18 protein-coding genes and 1 pseudogene are annotated in these 20697 nt (G+C 43.8%); 17 read left to right on the forward strand and 2 right to left on the reverse strand.

What is annotated here, in order from left to right; genetic code table 11:
- Window positions 1-2 precede the first annotated feature (2 nt).
- The 13 genes and pseudogenes from nuoE to AC6CHI_RS00475 all read left to right on the forward strand — a co-directional run bounded on the left by nuoE (window position 3) and on the right by AC6CHI_RS00475 (window position 13906).
- Complete coding sequence (gene nuoE / locus AC6CHI_RS00415) at window positions 3-512, forward strand: NADH-quinone oxidoreductase subunit NuoE (RefSeq protein WP_458890990.1); 510 nt, start codon at window positions 3-5, stop codon at window positions 510-512.
- Window positions 509-1840, forward strand: a complete 1332-nt coding sequence (gene nuoF / locus AC6CHI_RS00420) for an NADH-quinone oxidoreductase subunit NuoF (RefSeq protein WP_087526390.1) — start codon at window positions 509-511, stop codon at window positions 1838-1840. The genes nuoE and nuoF overlap by 4 nt, the downstream gene beginning before the upstream one ends.
- A gap of 11 nt (window positions 1841-1851) precedes the next feature.
- A complete protein-coding gene (gene nuoG / locus AC6CHI_RS00425; RefSeq protein ID WP_498119015.1) occupies window positions 1852-4530 on the forward strand; it encodes an NADH-quinone oxidoreductase subunit NuoG in 2679 nt (892 codons plus the stop codon).
- A 3-nt stretch (window positions 4531-4533) separates the two neighbouring features.
- A complete protein-coding gene (gene nuoH / locus AC6CHI_RS00430; RefSeq protein ID WP_498119016.1) occupies window positions 4534-5550 on the forward strand; it encodes an NADH-quinone oxidoreductase subunit NuoH in 1017 nt (338 codons plus the stop codon).
- An 18-nt stretch (window positions 5551-5568) separates the two neighbouring features.
- The gene (nuoI, locus tag AC6CHI_RS00435) at window positions 5569-6111 is read left to right on the forward strand and encodes an NADH-quinone oxidoreductase subunit NuoI (protein WP_116762494.1); all 543 of its coding nucleotides are present in this window, start codon (window positions 5569-5571) and stop codon (window positions 6109-6111) included.
- On the forward strand, window positions 6111-6629 hold the full coding sequence (gene nuoJ, locus AC6CHI_RS00440; protein ID WP_458891127.1) for an NADH-quinone oxidoreductase subunit J: 519 nt from the start codon (window positions 6111-6113) through the stop codon (window positions 6627-6629). The genes nuoI and nuoJ overlap by 1 nt, the downstream gene beginning before the upstream one ends.
- Window positions 6629-6937 carry an NADH-quinone oxidoreductase subunit NuoK gene (gene nuoK / locus AC6CHI_RS00445; protein ID WP_039621332.1) on the forward strand — a complete coding sequence of 103 codons (309 nt, stop codon included), beginning with the start codon at window positions 6629-6631 and terminating at the stop codon, window positions 6935-6937. Before nuoJ ends, nuoK begins: the two co-directional genes overlap by 1 nt.
- The gene (gene nuoL / locus AC6CHI_RS00450; RefSeq protein ID WP_458890987.1) at window positions 6934-8823 is read left to right on the forward strand and encodes an NADH-quinone oxidoreductase subunit L; all 1890 of its coding nucleotides are present in this window, start codon (window positions 6934-6936) and stop codon (window positions 8821-8823) included. The genes nuoK and nuoL overlap by 4 nt, the downstream gene beginning before the upstream one ends.
- A gap of 7 nt (window positions 8824-8830) precedes the next feature.
- A complete protein-coding gene (gene nuoM, locus AC6CHI_RS00455; RefSeq protein ID WP_498119398.1) occupies window positions 8831-10438 on the forward strand; it encodes an NADH-quinone oxidoreductase subunit M in 1608 nt (535 codons plus the stop codon).
- Window positions 10439-10441: 3 nt separating this feature from the next.
- Window positions 10442-11935 carry an NADH-quinone oxidoreductase subunit NuoN gene (nuoN, locus tag AC6CHI_RS00460; protein ID WP_498119017.1) on the forward strand — a complete coding sequence of 498 codons (1494 nt, stop codon included), beginning with the start codon at window positions 10442-10444 and terminating at the stop codon, window positions 11933-11935.
- Window positions 11936-12057: 122 nt separating this feature from the next.
- Window positions 12058-12693 (forward strand): uracil phosphoribosyltransferase, encoded by a 636-nt coding sequence (gene upp, locus AC6CHI_RS00465; protein ID WP_498119018.1) that lies wholly within the window; start codon window positions 12058-12060, stop codon window positions 12691-12693.
- 81 nt (window positions 12694-12774) lie between these two features.
- A complete protein-coding gene (locus AC6CHI_RS00470) occupies window positions 12775-13068 on the forward strand; it encodes a cold-shock protein (RefSeq protein ID WP_458890984.1) in 294 nt (97 codons plus the stop codon).
- A gap of 104 nt (window positions 13069-13172) precedes the next feature.
- Window positions 13173-13906, forward strand: a pseudogene (locus tag AC6CHI_RS00475) (cold shock domain-containing protein).
- 58 nt (window positions 13907-13964) lie between these two features.
- Here AC6CHI_RS00475 and gigC read toward each other — a convergent pair.
- Entirely contained in the window at window positions 13965-14843 is an 879-nt protein-coding gene (gigC, locus tag AC6CHI_RS00480) for a LysR family transcriptional regulator GigC (protein ID WP_458890982.1), read from the reverse strand.
- Between the two features lie 85 nt (window positions 14844-14928).
- On the opposite strand from gigC, the gene AC6CHI_RS00485 reads away from it, so the two are divergent.
- Window positions 14929-15690: a ferredoxin--NADP reductase gene (locus AC6CHI_RS00485; protein ID WP_498119019.1), complete on the forward strand. Its 762-nt coding sequence runs from the start codon at window positions 14929-14931 to the stop codon at window positions 15688-15690.
- A gap of 77 nt (window positions 15691-15767) precedes the next feature.
- Here AC6CHI_RS00485 and AC6CHI_RS00490 read toward each other — a convergent pair whose 3' ends face one another.
- Window positions 15768-16190 carry a hypothetical protein gene (locus AC6CHI_RS00490; protein WP_498119020.1) on the reverse strand — a complete coding sequence of 141 codons (423 nt, stop codon included), beginning with the start codon at window positions 16188-16190 and terminating at the stop codon, window positions 15768-15770.
- Between the two features lie 252 nt (window positions 16191-16442).
- On the opposite strand from AC6CHI_RS00490, the gene eat reads away from it, so the two are divergent.
- From eat to eutC, 3 genes are read left to right on the forward strand one after another with little or no spacing between them, the layout of a single operon-like run.
- Complete coding sequence (gene eat / locus AC6CHI_RS00495; RefSeq protein ID WP_498119021.1) at window positions 16443-17882, forward strand: ethanolamine permease; 1440 nt, start codon at window positions 16443-16445, stop codon at window positions 17880-17882.
- Between the two features lie 11 nt (window positions 17883-17893).
- The gene (locus AC6CHI_RS00500) at window positions 17894-19279 is read left to right on the forward strand and encodes an ethanolamine ammonia-lyase subunit EutB (protein WP_498119022.1); all 1386 of its coding nucleotides are present in this window, start codon (window positions 17894-17896) and stop codon (window positions 19277-19279) included.
- A gap of 15 nt (window positions 19280-19294) precedes the next feature.
- On the forward strand, window positions 19295-20110 hold the full coding sequence (gene eutC / locus AC6CHI_RS00505; protein ID WP_498119023.1) for an ethanolamine ammonia-lyase subunit EutC: 816 nt from the start codon (window positions 19295-19297) through the stop codon (window positions 20108-20110).
- Window positions 20111-20697: the final 587 nt, after the last annotated feature.

Raw genomic sequence — 20697 nt, forward strand, 5'->3', positions numbered from 1 at the left:
TTATGATGATTTTGACTGATAAAAAGCCACGTGTGAATGTTGAAGGAATTTTGACTGCGGAAGAAATTCACGATATCGAACATCACATGGATCACTATCCGTACCCGCGTGCAGCCTGTCTTGATGCGCTGAAGTGTGTACAACGCCGTAATGGTTGGGTAGATGATGCACAAATGAATGCCATTGCGCAAATGTTAAGCATGAGCGTCGCTGATCTTGAAGGTGTTGCAACATTCTATAACCGTATCTACCGTCAACCTGTAGGTCGTCACGTAATTCTTTTATGTGACTCGATTGCGTGCTTCTTGATGGGTGCGGAAACTTTAGCAGAAGCATTCCAGCGTGAATTAGGTATTCAGTTTGGTCAAACGACTGCAGATGGTCGTTTTACTTTGCTACCAATTTGCTGCCTAGGTAACTGTGACAAAGGTCCTACCTTAATGATTGATGAAGACACTCACGGTCTGGTTGAAGTGACCTCAGTGAAACAGTTGTTGGAGAAGTATGTATGAATACCGAACCAAAACCAATTTATGGCGACGGTAACCCAGAAACTCATCCATTAACTTGGCGTTTGAGTAAACAAGAGTTTGTTCGTAGTGCAGATGACTACGAAGCGCTTGAGGGTTATGCAGGCTTTAAAAAAGCAATCACTATGCCACCGAAAGACGTGCTTGAAGTCATTAAGGCTGCAACCGTTAAAGGTCGTGGTGGTGCAGGTTTTCCAGCAGGGATCAAATGGTCTTTGATGGCGCCAAATGACAATTCAGGTCCACGTTACCTGATTTGTAATGCCGATGAAATGGAACCAGGTACCTTTAAAGACCGTTTGTTGATGGAAAAACTTCCGCATCAATTGATCGAAGGTATGTTGATTGCAGGTTATACCCTTGAAGCAACGCATGGTTATATCTTCATCCGTGGTGAATACATCGAAGCGGCTCAATACTTAAATGAAGCATTAGAGCAAATCCGTGCCAAAGGTTACTTGGGTGAAAACATCCTCGGAACTGGCTGGAACTTTGAAATGCACGTACATACGGGTGCGGGTCGTTATATCTGTGGTGAAGAAACTGCATTGATTAACTCGCTTGAAGGTCGCCGTGCAAACCCACGTACTAAACCACCATTCCCGCAAGTTGCAGGTGCTTGGGGTCGTCCTACAATTGTAAACAACGTAGAGACCTACAATAACTTACCAGCAATCATGTTGCGTGGTCCTGAATGGTACATCAATCTTTCTGCAGGCAAATCGAAAGATCCAGGCACAAAGATTTATGGCGCATCAGGTAAGGTGAAATTCCCTGGCTTATGGGAATTGCCATTTGGTACAACCGCACGTGAAGTAATTGAAGAACATGCGGGTGGTATGCGTGATGGTCTTAAGCTAAAAGCTTGGTTACCAGGCGGTGCATCGACTGACTTCTTGGCCGCTGAACACATTGACCTGCCTATGGATGCGGAAAGCATCATGAAAGCAGGTTCACGTTTAGGTACGTGTTTGTTGATGGTGGTTGATGAAACCCAGTGTATGGTTTCTGCTACACGTAACTTAGAAGAATTCTTTGCGCGTGAGTCATGTGGTTTCTGTACGCCTTGTCGTGATGGTTTACCTTGGGCGGTTAAAGCTCTGAAAGCATTGGAAGATGGCACAGGTAAGAAAGAAGATATCGATCACTTACAAGAATTAACGCGTAAGTTATGGATTGGTAAAACTTTCTGTGCACATGCTCCTGGTGCAATGGAACCGTTAATGGGCGCACTTAAATATTTCCGTAGCGAGTTTGAAGCCAAGGTAGTAGATGCTGCCGCTCGAACTAGCAACGTAGAACAAGCTTAAGGAATTCGACTATGGCTACAATTCATGTCGATGGAAAATCGTATGAAGTCAACGGCTCAGAAAACTTGCTACAAGCATGTTTAAGCCTTGGCATCGACATCCCATATTTTTGTTGGCATCCATCCTTAGGTTCTGTCGGTTCATGCCGTCAATGTGCTGTGACTCAATACGCGAATCCAGAAGATACGCGTGGTCGTTTGGTCATGTCATGTATGACGCCTGCGTCTGACAATACCTACATCTCGATTGAAGACAAAGAAGCGAAGGATTTCCGTGCGTCTATTGTTGAATTCTTGATGACGAACCACCCACACGACTGTCCAGTCTGTGAAGAAGGTGGTCACTGTCATTTACAGGATATGACTGTAATGACGCAACACGACCGTCGTCGTTACCGTTTCACGAAGCGTACGCATTACAACCAAGAATTAGGTTCGTTTATTGCGCACGAAATGAACCGTTGTATCGCTTGCTACCGTTGTGTTCGTTACTACAAAGACTACGCAGGTGGTACAGACTTTGGTGTTTATGCCAATGCATCGCGTGTTTACTTTGGTCGTCCAGAATCAGGGACTTTAGAGTCTGAATTCTCGGGTAACTTGACTGAAGTGTGTCCAACAGGTGTATTCACCGATAAAACTCACTCTGAACGTTACAACCGTAAATGGGACATGCAGTATGCGCCAAGCGTATGCCAAGGCTGTTCTTCAGGTTGTAACATCTCTCCAGGTGAGCGTTATGGTGAACTCCGTCGCGTAGAAAACCGTTTTAACGGTGAAGTAAACCAATACTTCTTGTGTGACAAAGGCCGTTTCGGTACAGGTTATGTGAACCGTGCAGATCGTCCGCGTCAACCACAACTCCGTGATGGTGCTGATGCGACTGTAGTGTCTGTCGATCAAGTATTAGATACCGTGATTGCTAATATCCAAGGTAAAAAAGTTTTGGGTATCGGTTCGCCACGTGCATCTCTTGAGTCGAACTACGCACTGCGTGAGTTAGTGGGTCAAGAAAACTATTCAACAGGTATGTCTCAAAAAGAGCAAAACTTGGTTGAATTGGCGGCTTCAATCATGCAAACCGAAGGTGTTTACAACCCAGGTATGCGTGAAATTGAAAGCTATGATGCTGTGTTGATTTTGGGTGAAGATTTAACTCAAACTGCACCACGTATGGCCTTGTCTGTTCGCCAAGCAGCGAAAAACAAAGCCAAAGAAATGGCAGCTGAGCGTCGTACTCAAGAATGGTTGGCTGAGCCTGTGCAACGTATTGCACAAGATGCAAAATCACCAATTTACATCTTGGCTGCAACACAAACGCGTTTATCTGACGTAGCGACTGGTGAAGTGGTTGCTTCTCCAAACGATATAGCACGTTTAGGTTTTGCGGTTGCTGCTGCAGTGAAGGGTGAAGTGCTTTCTGGTTTGGCTGAAGATGCGAAAGCATTTGCTCAAACAATTGCGGACACTTTAAAAGCTGCGAAAAAGCCATTAATTATTTCGGGTACCAGCTTACAAGATCCTGCAATCATGGAAGCTGCAGCACAAGTTGCGCAAAACCTTGGTAATGCTGGCTTGACTTTGACTGTTCCTGAAGTGAACTCAATGGGCTTGGCAATTCTTGGTGGTCAAAGCTTAGAGCAAGCATTTGCTCAAGACTATGACACCGTGATTGTGGTTGAAAACGATCTTTATCGTCGTTTACCTGCTGCGCAAGTGAATGCTGCACTTTCAGGCAAAGAAGTGATCGTACTTGATCATTCTGAAACTGAAACTGTGAAGAAAGCTTCAATTGTTCTTTCTGCGGCATCTTTTGCTGAAGGTGATGGTACTGTAGTTTCTCAAGAAGGCCGTGCACAACGTTTCTACCAAGTGTATGACCCAAGCTACTACAAACCTGAATATGCGATTAAAGAATCTTGGCGCTGGTTACATGCCATTGAAACTGGCTTGAAAGGTAAAGCCATTTCTTGGACATTGCTTGATGATGTAATTGAAACAGTTGCGAAGAATGTTCCTGCATTACAAGCGATTGAAGATGTTGCTCCAGATGCGGGCTTCCGTGTACATGGTTTAAAAATTGCGCGTGAACCACGTCGTTACTCTGGTCGTACTGCTATTCGTGCGCCTTTATCTGTTCACGAACCAAAACAACCAACGGATATTGACTCAGCATTAACATTCTCTATGGAAGGTTATGTGGGTACGCAAACTCCATCTGCACTTGTGCCATTTGCTTGGTCTGCAGGTTGGAACTCGCCACAAGCTTGGAACAAATTCCAAGATAACGTGGGTGGTCACTTAAAAGGTGGTGATTCTGGCGTACGTTTATTCGACCGTTTACCAAAACGTCCAGCACGTAGCTTCGTTGCTCCGTCAGCTGTAGTGGTAAATCCAGAAAGCTTCCGCTTAGTACCGATGCACCACATTTTTGCTTCTGGTGAATTCACGATAAAAACACCTGCAATGGAATCACGTATTCCTGAAGCGATGTTTGCTGTAGGTGAACAAGATGCAGCGCGTTTGAATGTTCAAGACGGGCAGCAAATGACGGTGAAAGCAGGTGAAACGAGCATTAGCTTGCCTGTTCAAGTCATCGAATATTTACCAGCAGGCTACATCGGTTATCCAATTGGTCTTGCACCGACTGTTTCTTTAGCTGAACCAGTTTCAGTCGCGGTAGGAGTGTAATTCATGAATCAAGAAATTATACGTCAAACACCGCTCTGGGCTGAGAACTGGCCGATTGCGTACTCTGTGATTCAAGCCGTTATCATCTTATTGGTGGTGGTATTGATTGCAGCCTTAATGTCATTTGTCGAGCGTCGTTTGCTCGGCTTATGGCAAGACCGTTACGGTCCAAACCGTGTTGGTCCTGGGGGTATGTTCCAGATTGTTGCCGACATGCTGAAAATCATGTTCAAAGAAGACTGGACACCAAAATTTGCGGACAAATTAACGTTCCGTTTAGCACCGGCAGTTGCAATGGCAACTGCGGTACTGTCGTTCATGGTGATTCCTGTTAGCCCATATTTGGGTGTGGCAGACATGAGCATCGGCTTATTGTTCTTTATGGCAATGGCAGGTATTGCAGTATATGCCGTGTTATTTGGTGGTTGGGCTTCAAACAACAAATATGCATTACTCGGTGGTTTACGTTCTGCTGCGCAAACAATTTCATACGAAGTGTTTTTGGGTATTTCGCTCATGGGTGTGGTTGCGATTGCAGGCTCATTCAACATGCGTGAAATTGTTGAAGCACAACGTGATGTTTGGTTTGTTATTCCTCAATTCTTAGGCTTCATGATCTTTGTGGTTGCGGGTGTTGCGGTAACTCACCGTCATCCATTTGACCAACCAGAAGCTGAACAAGAATTGGCTGAAGGTTACCATGTAGAATATGGCGGTATGAAATGGGGGATGTTCTTCGTTGCGGAATACGTCAACGTGGTCTTGATCTCTGCATTGATCGTGACTTTATTCTTCGGTGGTTGGTTAGCGCCATTCAACCTTGAGATTTCGTTCATTCCACCAGCATTCTGGTTCATTATCAAAACAGCATTCTTTGTAATGATGTTTGTATTGGCGCGTGGTTCTTTAATGCGTCCACGTTATGACCAAGTAATGAACTTTGGTTGGAAAATTTGCTTGCCATTGGCATTGGTCAACTTACTCGTGACTGGTGCTGTGATTCTGATGAATCAGGCCTAAGACAGCAGGGAGAACAAAATGTTTAAATTTCTAGCTGGAGTTGGGTCAATTGTACGATCATTGTGGATGGTATTCAGCCACGTGACGCGTAAACGTGACACGATTTTATATCCAGAAGTACCAGCTGAAGAAATCGTACCACCGCGTTTCCGTGGTCGTATCGTATTAACGCGCGACCCAGATGGTGAAGAGCGTTGTGTAGCATGTAACTTATGTGCTGTTGCGTGTCCAGTGGGCTGTATTTCACTCCAAAAAGCGGAAAAAGAAGATGGTCGTTGGTACCCAGAATTTTTCCGTATTAACTTCTCGCGTTGTATTTTCTGCGGGATGTGTGAAGAAGCGTGTCCTACCACTGCAATTCAGATGACACCTGATTTCGAATTAGGTGAGTACGTTCGTCAAGACCTTGTCTATGAGAAAGAAAACTTGCTCATTTCAGGTCCTGGTAAATATCCAGACTACAACTTCTACCGCGTTACAGGTATGGCTGTAACAGGAAAAGAAAAAGGTCAGGCGCAACGTGAAAGCGCACCTGTTGATGTACGGAGTCTATTACCATGATGTGGCCGTTTTATTTGATGGCACTCGTGGCCATCGTTTCTACGGTTCGTGTTGTTACTAACGCGAACCCTGTACATGCGTTACTTAGCTTGATCGTATCTTTGCTTGCAGTTGCAGGGATGTTCATGATTGTCGGTGCACCATTTGCAGGTGCACTGGAAATTATCGTTTACGCTGGCGCGATCATGGTGTTATTCGTGTTCGTGGTGATGATGCTGAATCTTGGTCAACATACTGTTGATCAGGAGCGTCAGTGGTTAACATCATCTGCTTGGGCATACCCAGCGTTAATGAGTTTCCTGATGGGCTTGGTTTTGGTTTGGATGTTAAGTTCAGACTACACCACGGCAGGCAATCTTATGGGCACTGAAATTGTAGGTCCGAAAGCTGTTGGTCAAGCGCTCTTTACTCACTACTTATTATTGGTAGAAGTTGCCGCGATGTTATTGCTTGCAGCATTGGTTGCAGCATTCCACTTAGGTAAACGTGAGCCAAGTGCAGAAGAGGATAAAGAATAATGGGCAACATCCCTTTAGAACATGGTTTGATCGTTGCAACCATTCTTTTTGCACTGGGTTTTTACGGTGTAATGGTGCGACGCAACCTATTATTTATGTTAATGAGCCTTGAAGTTATGATGAATGCCGCTGCATTGGCATTCGTTTTGGCGGGTAGTGCTTGGGTACAACCAGATGGACAAATCATGTTCATTCTGATTTTGACCCTTGCTGCAGCAGAGGCTTGTATCGGTCTTGCGATCGTCCTCCAGTTTTATCATCGCTTCCATCATCTGGATGTGGATGCTGCTAGTGAGATGCGCGGATGAGTTATTTATATTTAACAGTTTTGTTTCCGCTAATCGGCTTTGTCTTATTAGCGGCGGGGCGCCAGAATTTACCTGAGAAAGTTGCAGCGATTATTGGCGTTGGGGCTGTCGGTTTATCTGCTTTATTTGCCCTAATTGCGGGGATGGATTTCGTTAACAATGGTTCTGTCGCCCAAGTCCAACACTTGTGGACGTGGTTCCAAGTTGGTGATTTCGCACCAGGCATTAGCTTGCACCTTGATGGCTTATCATTATTGATGATGGGTATGGTTACAGGTGTTGGTTTCCTGATTCATATCTTTGCATCATGGTATATGCGTGGTGAAGAAGACTTTGCACGTTTCTTCTCTTACTTCAACCTGTTCGTTGCAAGCATGTTGTTGCTGGTTCTTGGCGATAACTTGGCATTGTTATTCTTGGGTTGGGAAGGCGTAGGTCTGTGCTCATACTTGCTGATTGGTTACTACTACCAAAATCCAGACAACGGTTTTGCTGCCATTAAAGCATTTACCGTAACGCGTGTCGGTGATGTGTTCTTACTGATTGCATTGTTCTTAATCTACCAACAGTTCGGTACATTAAACATTGCAGAAGTGGTTGCTGCGGCACCGACAGTATTAACTCAAGGTTCATCTATGGCCATCTGGACAGCATTGATGTTGTTCTTAGGGGCTGCAGGTAAATCTGCACAGATTCCACTACAAACATGGTTAGCAGATGCGATGGCTGGTCCTACACCAGTATCTGCATTAATCCACGCAGCGACAATGGTTACTGCGGGCGTTTATCTCTGCTGCCGTATGTTCACCGTATTTGAAATGGCACCTCAAGTGATGATGTTCATTTCGATTACTGGTGCGGTAACGCTGTTGGTTGCTGGTTTTGCTGCATTGGTTCAAACCGACATCAAACGTATCTTGGCTTACTCAACTATGAGTCAGTTAGGTTATATGTTTATGGCTGTTGGTGCGGAAGCATACCAAGCGGGTCTGTTCCACATGCTGACTCACGCATTCTTTAAGGCATTATTATTCTTGTCTTCTGGTGCGGTGATCTTGGCTTACCACCACGAACAAAACATTTTCAAAATGGGTGGTTTGTTCTACAAGAATAAATTCCTATTTGCTTGCTTCGCGATTGGTGGCGGTGCATTGGCTGCTATTCCATTCATCACCGTCGGCTTCTTCTCGAAAGATGCGATCTTAGGTGCGGTTTGGGTACAAGGCGAATCAATCGCAGTGTATAACACCTTGTATTGGGTGGGTGTAGCAGGTGCATTCTTAACTTCGATTTACACATTCCGTCTGATCTGGGTTGTGTTCTTCGGAAAAGAAAATACGCCATATCATGAAATCAAAGGCGTGACTTATTGGGGTCCTTTGGCAATTTTAGCGCTTCTTTCAACTTTCGTTGGTGCAGCACTTAAAGCGCCAGTAGAAAGCATCTTGAATGCTGCTCAAATTCCAGCATTTGTGATTCCAGAAGCTCTAGAGCATGGTATGCACAGCGCAGAATATACTGCGGTTGGTATTGCCCTCGCTGGTCTTGTGATTGGTGTCATCTTATTTGCTTTTGCTTACGGTGCAGTGAAAGGTTTTGCGAAAACTTCATTGGGTGCAGGTTTGGCGAATATTTGCCGTAATGCACTAGGTTTCGACACCTTGTATGACCTGATCTTCGTAAAACCATATTTACTGATTGCTAAGATTTGTGGTCGTGATCCAATTGATGGTTTATGGCTCGTATTACCTGCAATTGTCAAAGCTGGTAACGGCTTTACAAGCTCTCGTCAAACAGGTTCATTGCGTGAATACGCTTCGAGCATGTCACTGGGCATTGTGGTTCTACTGATGATCTTAGTCGTGATTCAGGTAGTGGGGAAATAAGATGGAAATCACAAACAATATGGTTTTGCCCGCGCTGATCCTCGTACCGTTCATTGCAGGTTTTTTATGTTGGTTGGTCGATAAGCTCGACCAACAACTACCACGCTATATTGCGCTTGTCGGTATGCTCGTGACTTTGGGCTTAACCGTTGCATTATGGCAGACGGGTACATACAGCTATGAATTGGGTGCAAAAGTCCCAACATGGTCTGCAGAGTTTTTCTTGCCGTGGATTCAAACTCTCGGCATCAATATCCACTTAGCGATTGATGGCTTATCCTTATTGATGGTGGGCTTAACTGCGCTGTTGGGTATTTTGGCAGTTGGTTGTTCTTGGGGTGAGATTCAAAAGAACGTCGGCTTCTTCCATTTGAACCTATTATGGTCATTGGGCGGGGTTATCGGTGTATTCATTTCGATTGATATGTTCTTGTTCTTCTTCTTCTGGGAGATGATGCTCGTTCCAATCTACTTCTTGATTGCACTTTGGGGACACCGCGGTGCGGATGGTAAATCACGTGTTTACGCTGCCACCAAGTTCTTCATTTATACCCAAGTTGCGGGTTTAATCATGTTGATCGGTATTCTAGGCCTTGTGGTTTATGGATACATGATGACGGGTATGATTGGCTTCGACTATAACTACTTGTTAGGTGTAGCGAATACGCTTGATGCTCAGCTTCCAGCGGTTGCTTATGCATTCATGCTGTGCTTGTTTGTGGGCTTTGCAGTAAAACTTCCTGTATTCCCATTACATGGCTGGTTACCAGATGCCCATGCGCAAGCACCTACAGCAGGTTCTGTAGACTTAGCGGGTATCTTGATTAAGACTGCGGCATACGGTTTACTTCGTTTTGTTATTCCGTTCTTCCCAGCGGCATCTGCACAGTTTGCAGATATCGCAATCATCATGGGTTTAATTGGTATTTTCTACGGCGCTTGGTGTGCTTTCCAGCAAACCGACATGAAGCGTCTGTTGGCTTATACGTCAATTTCTCACATGGGCTTCATTTTACTTGCATTGTATGCAGGTAACATTTTGACCTTCCAAGGTCTTATGATCATGATGTTGGCGCATGGTTTATCTTCTGCTGCACTGTTCATTATGTGTGGTCAGGTTTATGAGCGCTTACATACACGTGACATGCGTTTAATGGGCGGTATTCGTGGTCAATTCCAATACCTTTCATTCTTCCTCATGTTCTTCGTGGCAGCATTAGTCGGTATTCCTGGTTTAGGTAACTTCATTGGTGAGTTCCTGATCTTGATGGGTTCTTATGCGAAGTTCCCAGTATTCACTATTTTGGCTGCAATCAGCTTAGTATTCGCTGGTCTTTATGGTCTGATTTTGATTCACAAAGCTTTATTTGGTACGCCAAATGAAGAGCAAAAACAACATTACGCAAGTCCACTGAAAGATTTGAATGCGCGTGAAGTTGGTATCTTGTTAGTTTGTGCATTCGGTCTGCTTTGGCTTGGTCTTTACCCACAAACCTTCCTTGATATTTCAAATTCAAGTATGGCGTGGTTAGCAAATAGCTACATTCCAGTTCAAGAAGTCGTTGACGTTGTGCATCAAGCATCTGTTCAACTCGAAAATGTGGAGATGCAATAAGCCATGAACTTCACAATGTCTTTTTCTGAGCTTATGCCATTAGCTCCTGTAATGATCGTGGCGTTGACTGCGGTCGTTGTGATGGTTCTCACTGCGATTAAACGTAATCATAATTTAATCGCAACAGCGTCTGTGGTCGGCTTAAACCTTGCTGCGGCATATATTCTGCTCGACATGTTTGGTGGGCATTTTGCCCCAGCAAACGTAATGGGTATGTTCATGGTGGATCCGTTCACCATGCTGTACCAATTGTTAATTTTGGTTGCATCATTGGCATGCTGTACTTTGTCTCATGCCTATATTGAAAGCTATAAAGATAACCGTGAAGAACTGTATATCTTAATGTTGTGCTCTGTAGCAGGGGCAATGTTAATGGTTGCAAGCTCGCACTATGCATCTTTCTTCATCAGCTTAGAGTTGATGTCGATTCCTGTATACGGTTTATTGGCTTATACGCACCAACGTTCAAACTCATTAGAAGCTGGGATTAAATATCTTGTGCTTTCAGCAACAGCTTCGGCAATGTTGCTGATGGGGATGGCGTACATTTATGCTTATACAGGTTCATTGTCTTTCTATGAATCTTTCCAAGCATTAATGCAAAACATCCGTCAGCCGATGGTACTCCTAGGTTTGGCACTGATTATTTTTGCAGTTGGCTTTAAGCTTTCATTGGCGCCATTCCACAAATGGACGCCAGACGTGTATGCCGGTGCACCAGCTCCAATCGCTACCTTCCTTGCAACCGCTGCGAAAGTTGCGACGATTGGTCTGTTTGTACGTTACTTACTGACTTCAGGCGCAATCTTGGTTGAGTCTTTGGTGACCATCATCACCATCATCGCTGTGCTTTCAATCTTGGTGGGTAACTTCTTGGCAGTACGCCAAGTGAACTTGAAGCGTATTCTCGGTTATTCATCGATTGCACACTTCGGTTACTTGTTGATTGGTTTAATCAGCATGACTTATGCAAGCTTAGGCAACGTATCGGTTTATGTGATCACTTATGTGTTAACAACGATTGGTGCATTTGGTGCGGTTGCATTGATGTCTAGCCCATACAACAACGTTGATGAAGCAGAAAGTTTGGCTGATTACCGCGGTTTATTCTGGCGTCGTCCAGTCTTAACGGCGACATTAACTGTGATGATGTTGTCTTTAGCAGGTATTCCGTTAACAGCAGGCTTTATTGGTAAGTTCTTGGTGGTAATGGCTGCGGTAACAACGCAACACTGGTTCTTGGCAGCCATGATTGTTGTAGGTTCTGGTATTGGTTTGTACTACTACCTCCGTGTGATGGTAGTCATGTATATGACTCCACCAGATACGCCACGTATCGATGCGGTAGATCACTGGGGTCAAAAAGTGGGTGGTATTATGGTATTGCTCGCAGCGCTTGCAGTACTGGTAATTGGTATCTATCCAGACCCAATTATTAAAATGGCGCTTCAAGCTGAGATTTTATCTCCATTACACTTCATGCTAACCCGTCAATAATTGAAAAAATTATTGTGTTAATCAAAAAGCTCCCGCTCAGCGGGGGCTTTTTTTCTTATAAGATTTATAAAAAACAATTATAATAATAGAAATATTATTTTGATCTTTTTAGGTGTACTCCCGTGGCTATTCATGAAATTCGTCATCCCTTGATTCGACATAAACTCGGTTTATTGCGTCGTGCTGATATCAGCACCAAGAATTTCCGTGAATTGGCACAGGAAGTGACCATGTTGCTGACTTATGAAGCAACCAAAGATTTACCTGTGGTAGATCATGAAGTAGATGGTTGGGCGGGTAAAGTCACCACTCAGCGTATTGCAGGTAAAAAAATCACGGTAGTACCAATTTTACGTGCGGGTATTGGTATGTTGGATGGTTTTTTAAATCTGATACCAAGTGCTAAAGTCTCTGTATTGGGTTTAGAGCGTGATGAAGAAACCCTAGAAGCACGGACTTACTATAAAAAGTTAGTGCCTGATGTGCAAAACCGTATCGCCATGATTATTGATCCAATGTTAGCAACTGGTTCTTCGCTAGTAGCAGCAATTGATGTGTTAAAAGCCAGTGGTTGTAAAGATATTCGCGTGATGGTTCTTGTCGCTGCACCAGAAGGGATTAAGAAAGTTGAAGCTGCGCATCCTGATGTTACAATCTTTACCGCATCGGTAGATGAAGGCTTAAATGAACAAGGTTATATCGTGCCAGGTCTAGGTGATGCTGGTGATAAAATTTTTGGCTCAGTACAAAAAGATTAATTCTCACTATGCTAAAAGGGGCAGTCATCGCCTCTTTTTTATAGACTCTAGCTCGCATGTTTCCAGAAAAGGGGAAAATGAATGAAACCTGAGTTTCAACAAGGAAAAATTAGACAATATAACGCGGATAAAGGCTACGGTTTTATTGCGACGTCTGAAGAAGATATTTTCTTTCATATCTCAGATTTTCCGCTTGCGGATGGTGAGCCGAAACGCAATGAGCGTGTAAAATTTTTAGTCGTTGAAAATGGCAATAAGTTGAAAGCGATTAAAATTGAACGGGTTGAAGATACTTCTGCAAAAGCCAAGAAAGCTAAAGTCTCGGCACACAATAAATCGATTACATCGGCTTTATTGACAAACTTTAGACGTTAATCACAAAGCATTCGATTTATTTCATTTAGAATTTAAGAAAGGGACTTTAGAGTCTCTTTTTTATTGATTAGAATAAAAAAAATAAGAAAAGATTAGAGTGTATTATGTTTCTAGAGGGGAAAATTAAACACTACAATTCCGAACGTGGTTTTGGCTTTATTGTGGTGGATGAATCATCGGATGATATTTTTTTCCATATTAAGGATTTTCCTAGTTGGCATATTAAGCCCAATACAGGAGAAACCTTGAAGTTTCGTATTGTGGAAGAACAAGGCAAATTTAAGGCAGCGGATATCGTTCGTTTGGAATTAAAACCGGATGATTCTGATCTTTTAGCACAAGTGAGCTCAACAGAAAAAACCGTGGTATTACCCAAGCAAAGTGCTAAAGCTAAAACAACACGATGGACGTTCTTAACTTTGTTCAGTTTGGTCATTATTGCCGTGCTTGGTTTTTACAGCTATGAAAAAGTGCAGGATTACCGTGCGGCCAAACAGTTAAAAGCTGAACAATTAATGCAGGAACAAAAAAAGATTGTGCAACAACAGCGCGAGGCTTTAGGGCATCTTCCTGAGCAAATACTTTCTACTCAGGGGCGTCAAAATTTGAGCACGGTTGGTTATGAAGTGAATTCGAAAGCAGCAGAACCTGTGTCAGAGATAAAAGCTCATGCTGCCTATGCTGCAAGCCCGTAAAATACTGAATCAGTGATCCAGTATAAATGTGACGGTCGGATGCATTGCAGTCAAATGCACTCTTATGAGGAAGCCGTGTTTTTCTTGAAAAATTGCCCAAGCACGGAGATGGAGTTCCTTGTGAGCGGCAATTTAAGCGTTAAAAAAATTACATATAAAAAATGCTCCAGATGAGGAGCATTTTTGATTTAGCCAAGAGCATTAACCTTCACAGAACTTCATAAAGGCTTTTAAACCCGGTCCTTGATACTTTTGGCGATGTACCAACATAAATAATGGACGAGAAAGCTGCCAGAATGGGGTTTTCAGAACTACCAATTGTCCTTTTTCTTGCAAAGGTTCAATCGCCAGTTTTGAAATACATGACATGCCCAAACCACCCGCCACAATTTTTAAAATGGCTTCATTATGGCCCAGTGTTAAGCGAATATTGGCATCAGGGAGGTCTTGCAAAATGGCATTGTCGAAGACTTCTCGTGTACCAGAACCTTCTTCACGTAAAATCCATTCAACATGGTCAAAATCAGCTGGGCTGAGTTCGCGGTTTATGCGCGCAAGCGGGTGATCTGGTGCGCAGCAGACGGCCAGCTCATCGTCACGCCAATGAATACACTGGAGTTGCGGTAAGTGGCATGAGCCTTCAATCAGGGCCAGATCCAGCTGGAACTGGTTCACAGCTTCAATCATTTGACGAGTGTTACCAACTTGAAGCTGTAAGTGGGCTTGGGGCTGAATCTGTAAAAAATTAGCCATCAAATCTGGCATCAGGTAATCGCTGATGGTTAAGGTCGCGCCTAATCGTAAATCGATACTTTGTAATTCACCTTTGGCCGCTTGTTCAAACGCTTCACAACGTCCGAGAATTTCCAGAGCCTGAGGTAATAGAAAACGACCTAAATCATTCAGTTGCAGACGTTTGCCTAAACGGTCGAATAAAGGCGCACCGAGTCCATCTTCCAGATCTGCCAGTGCCATACTCGCAGCACTTTGGGTGAGCTTGACCGCGTCGCTGGCTTTGGTCACGGTGCCTTCCTGAGCGACTGCTACAAAAACAGCCAATTGGCGTAAAGTCATGCGCATGAATGTAGCCTTAACATTTAAAAAATATTAATAAATTATGCTGTCATGCTAACATGAGCACAGTCTTTGATGCCACGTCGAAATCATGTCAATTGAAAAATTTAGCGTAGAAACGGTTTTATCTGTACAACGTTGGACCAATACTTTATTTAGTTTTACCATGACACGCCCTGCACATTTTAAATTCACAGCAGGTCAATTTGCCCGTATTGGTTTAAAAGTTGGCGATGAGCTAGTGGTTCGTGCGTATTCAATTGTCTCTTCACCTTTTGACGAAACCTTAGAATTTTTCTCGATTGTGGTGCCTGATGGTGCATTTACCTCTAACCTGCAACATCTACAGGTGGGGGATACGCTGTATTTGGAAAAAATTCCTTATGGATTTCTGACCTTAGCGCGTTATCAATTGCCTTTACCACAAGATTTATGGTTATTGGCTACGGGCACTGGTTTGGCACCATTTGTATCGATGCTGCAAGACTTCGAAACATGGAGCAAATATCAGCAGATTCACTTGGTCTATAGTGTTCGTACTGAGGCTGAATTGGCTTATGTGGAACGCATTCAAGAGATTGCACAAAGCTTTGGTGAAGGGCATACCGGCTTTAAATTTGTTCCAATTATTACGCGTGATCCACACGCTGCTTTACATGATCGTTTACCGATATTGATCGAGAATGGTGCATTAGAGCAGTCCGTTGGCTGTCAGCTTAATCCTGCAAGCAGCCATGTGATGTTATGTGGTAATCCACAGATGGTGGAAGATACCAAAGAAGCCTTAAAAGCCCGTGGTTTAACCATGAATCGTCGTGGCGAAGGCAATATAGCGGTGGAAAACTACTGGTAAAGGATGGGTTTGATACAGGTATTCTGTGCATTCGATATAAAAAATCCTCCAAATTTAGGAGGATTTTTTATATGTCTTTAGTGAACAAACATATCCATGAAATCACGAATTTCATAAATGGCGCTGTCTAAGTCCGTATTGAGCCAAGTAGGTTCAAAAAGGCCAGCATAATATTCAAGACGATCATGCGGAACCACCAAACGGACAGGGCAATCTTCTTCCACTAAACGCCAAGGCAGAATAGGGACTTCATTGTCTAGAAAGGCCGCCACATTACGAATATCCACAATCATGGCATTCACACATTCAGGAAATGGCATGAGTGAAAATTCTTCGGTACGACGACGGAAATATTCCAAATCTCCCCATTTCAGTACATAACTCGGCTTGGTAAATTCAATAATACCAATGAGATGCTGATCACGTGTGAGGTGTAATGCACATTGATGAGTGACGTCGGTGTCAATATCAAGTGTGACACTTTGTTGACTATACGCCATAAAATTTAGGAGCATTTAAAATGAGGTGGATGATTATACTCCAATTTCAGTTTGATGCAGCAGAATGGTTACATATTCTTTGCCTTGGTTGTAGTCACTGAAATCATTGCGATGAGCTTCATTCAGTCAGCGAAATGACGATGCCGAATAAGACGCTGTTTTTCAGTAAAAATCTCTAATTTTTTGACCTAAAAGTAAAACTTGGTACAGCTTATGCATTGATCTAGGCAATCACTCAAAGGCGAGGTGCTTATGTCAAATGTAAAAACTGTGATTGTGGATGCTGATCAAACTGCCGAGGCCGATTATTTTGCGCAACGTAAACTCAAACAAGGTGCGGTCGGCTGGTTACTGTTGATAGGACTTGGCGTTGCCTACGTGATTTCGGGTGATTTTGCGGGTTGGAACTTTGGTTTAGCACAAGGTGGTTGGGGCGGTATGTTTATTGCGACCATCATTGTTGCGATGATGTATTTATGTATGTGCTTGGCGATGTCGGAAATGTCGACCATGCTGCCAACTGCAGGAGGCGGGTATAGCTTTGCTCGAACCGCCTTTGGCCCTTTGGGGGGATACTTAACTGGTACTGCGATTCTGATTGAATATGCGATTGCACCTGCTGCGATTGCGGTATTTATTGGCGCATATTGCGAGTCTTTGTTTGGAATTGGCGGCTGGGTGGTTTATTTATTGTGTTATCTCTTTTTTATGGGGATTCATTTAAAAGGGGCAGGTGAAGCATTAAAAATTATTTTCGGGATTACTGCTGTTGCTGCCATCGCATTGTTGGTTTTTATGGTGGCGATGTTGCCGCATTTTAATAGTGAGAATTTATTCAATATTCCAGTCAATCCCGAAGCTGCAGGCGCAAGCACGTTCTTACCGATGGGCTATTTGGGAATTTGGGCCGCAGTACCTTATGCCATCTGGTTTTTTCTGGCGGTCGAAGGCGTGCCATTGGCTGCCGAAGAAGCCAAAGATCCACACAGATCTTTACCGCGTGGTTTGATCGGTTCGATGTTGATTTTGGCGGTGTTTGCATTAGCGATTTTATTTTTAGGTGCAGGGGCTGCTGGGGCAGATGCTCTGAAACAGTCGGGTGCTCCGTTGGTTGATGCATTAAAGCTGGTTTATGGAGAAAACACGGGGCTGGCCAGTTTTGTTAATTTTGTCGGATTGGCTGGTTTAGTTGCGAGTTTCTTCTCAATTATTTATGCCTATTCGCGCCAGATTTTTGCCTTATCCCGTGCGGGCTATTTGCCGAAGAAACTTTCATTAACAAATAAAAACCATGCACCCCATCTGGCGATTATTATTCCAGGAATAATAGGGTTTATGCTGTCTTTATCTGGTGAAGGTGATTTACTGATCTTGATGGCAGTGTTTGGTGCGACCATCTCCTATGTATTAATGATGATGGCGTATATCAAACTGAAAATTGCCAAACCCAATATGCCACGTCCCTATAAAGCCCCTGGAGGTGTCGTGACCGCATCGATTGCGTTGTTATTGGCAGCCATTGCGACAGTGGCGGGGTTTGTGGTCGACCCTAAAGTCTGGTTTATGGCAGCAGGGATTTATGCGGTATTGATTGCCTACTTTTTATTGTATAGCCGTTATCACTTGGTGGCAGGAACCCCAGAAGAAGAGTTTGCCAATATACAAGCTGCAGAACAAGAACTTAATTCATAAGGAGTTGGACGGTGATTTATCGGATTCATGTTGCCAATCAACACTATGTTTTTTCAGATTTAAAAACCCTCATGGCCAAGGCGACCCCTGAGCGTTCGGGCGATCAGCTTGCAGGCATTGCTGCATACGATGCTACAGAGCGGGTCGCTGCACAAATGTGCTTGGCCGATGTACCATTAAAGCAGTTTTTAAACGAAGCCCTGATTCCTTATGAACACGATGAAGTAACCCGACTAATCTTGGATGGGCATAATACAGCAGCCTTTTATCCTATCTCGCATTTTACAGTGGGGGATTTACGGAATTGGTTACTAAGTGCCGATGCCACCACAGAAAAATTGACGGTGCTGCAGGCGGGCTTAACCCCCGAAATGGTCGCAGCGGTCAGTAAAATCATGCGTAATCAAGACTTGATATTGGTGGCAAAGAAATGCCGTGTGGTTACCCAATTTCGCAATACCATCGGTTTAGAAGGGCATTTATCAACCCGTTTACAGCCCAATCATCCTACCGATGATGTGTTGGGGATTTCCGCCAGTATTTTAGATGGACTGATGTATGGCAATGGCGATGCCGTGATTGGCATTAATCCAGCCACGGATAACTTGCAGAACCTGTCTGAACTTTTAAAACTGTTGGATTACATCATCCACGAATACGATATTCCAACCCAATCGTGTGTATTGACTCATGTCAGCTCGGGTATTCAATTGGCCAATCAAAATGTCCCGATTGATTTGATGTTTCAGTCGATTGCCGGTACGGAACAAGCCAATCATGCTTTCGGGATTAATTTGGCCTTACTGCAAGAAGGCTATGAGGCTGCCCTGAGCCTGAAGCGTGGTACGGTGGGGCAGAATGTCATGTATTTTGAAACAGGTCAGGGCAGTGCGCTGTCGAGTCAAACCCATCATGGGGTAGATCAGCAAACCATCGAAGCCAGAGCCTATGCCGTGGCTCGACAGTATCAACCGTTCTTAGTCAATACCGTGGTCGGTTTTATTGGTCCCGAATATTTATATAACGGCAAACAGATTATACGCGCAGGTTTGGAAGATCACTTCTGTGGCAAGTTGCTGGGTGTGCCGATGGGCTGTGATATCTGTTATACCAATCATGCCGATGCTGATCAGGATGATATGGATGTGCTTTTGACCTTACTCGCCAATGCCGGGATTAACTTTATTATGGGGATTCCTGGCTCGGATGATGTGATGTTGAATTATCAAACCACGTCATTTCATGATGCCTTATACATTCGACAATTATTGGGTCTGTCCCCAGCCCCTGAATTTGCTGACTGGCTAGAGCAACAGGGCATCTTAAAACAACACAGTTCAAGATTGGAATGGCCACAGCAGATGCCGACAAAATTTTCACGTTTGTTAATGTCTTAGTTGGGGGGGAAGCACATGAAACTACAGCATGATATTCAATATCCTCAGCATTTTGAACAAAATAGTTGGGATAAGCTGAAGCAATTTACCGATGCTCGTATTGCCTTGGGACGAACCGGAGGCAGTTTGCCTACGCGTCCTTTACTGGAATTCCAATTGGCACATGCCCAAGCTAAGGATGCTGTTTTAAAACCTTTAGATGTAGACATTTTGAGTCAGCAGTTGCACCAGCAGCAGCTCTCTTTTGTGCAGGTCAGCAGTTGTGCAGTCGATAAAGATACTTATCTGAAACGCCCAGATTTAGGACGAGAGCTTTCAGAACCATCGCGTCAGACCTTAAAAGATTTGGCTGTGCTAAAGCAGCACTATGATGTCTTGATTGTCGCGGGGGATGGTTTGTCTGCCCGTGCGATAGAAGATAATGCGGCAAGTTTTGTTGAAAAACTCCTTGCGGCGTGCAAGGAACAAGGCTGGACAGTGGCTCCAATTGTGGTGGCTACAGGCAGCCGTGTGGCTTTGGGGGATGAAATTGCACAAATTTTACAAGCGCAAATGCTGGTCATGCTGATTGGGGAACGCCCAGGCTTAAGCTCACCCGACAGTATGGGGATTTATTACACTTGGCAAGCACAAAAGGGCTGTCATGATGCCATGCGCAACTGTATTTCCAATGTGCGCCCAGCAGGTTTAGATGAGATAACCGCAGTACAACGCCTGATGGCACTGATGCGTAAATCAAAACAGGTGCAATTTTCAGGTGTGAATTTAAAGGATGAGCATGCAATGGTGATTGAACAGGGGCAGCCGAAGTTACAGCATGGGATTTTCTAGCACGAACAAAAATGCAGAAAAGCACAGGCTAAGCTGCTCTTTTACAGATGATTTACAAGTGTTCACGATCTCATAATGCTTCTTCACACAACGTTGTAGTTTTTGTTGCTAGTATAAAAATTCAACAAGGAACAAATTTAGTGAGGGGAACATGGTACATGATTTCAATAAACCGCCTCATGTCACGAGTGCTGAAGAAATAAGACAAAAAAAACGCTTACCCGTATACATGCTTATCTTAGTCGGTATATTTTTTGTAGCGCTAGTGGTGTACATGCTCTCAAGTGGAACACCAAGCTAATCACGTGCAAAGGGGATTGTCTTCGAAATAACTTAATAGAGGACGAGTTTCGATGCAGTAGTTAAAAGGGATATTCGCTTGAGTTGAAACTTATTGTATAAGTTAATGAATTTTAAAATATAAAAGACTCTAACTTTTTTGAAGTTAGGGTCTTTTTGCTATTGGAATGTACCCTTTTGTTGTAATTCTGCATATCGGTATTGCTTAAAAAAAGTACAAATTTTATGGTGAATGAGTACCTCCGCATTTTCATCAATACAACAATCAAGCTCTTTAAGAGCAATGC

This window comes from Acinetobacter sp. GQ146 (assembly GCF_059758585.1).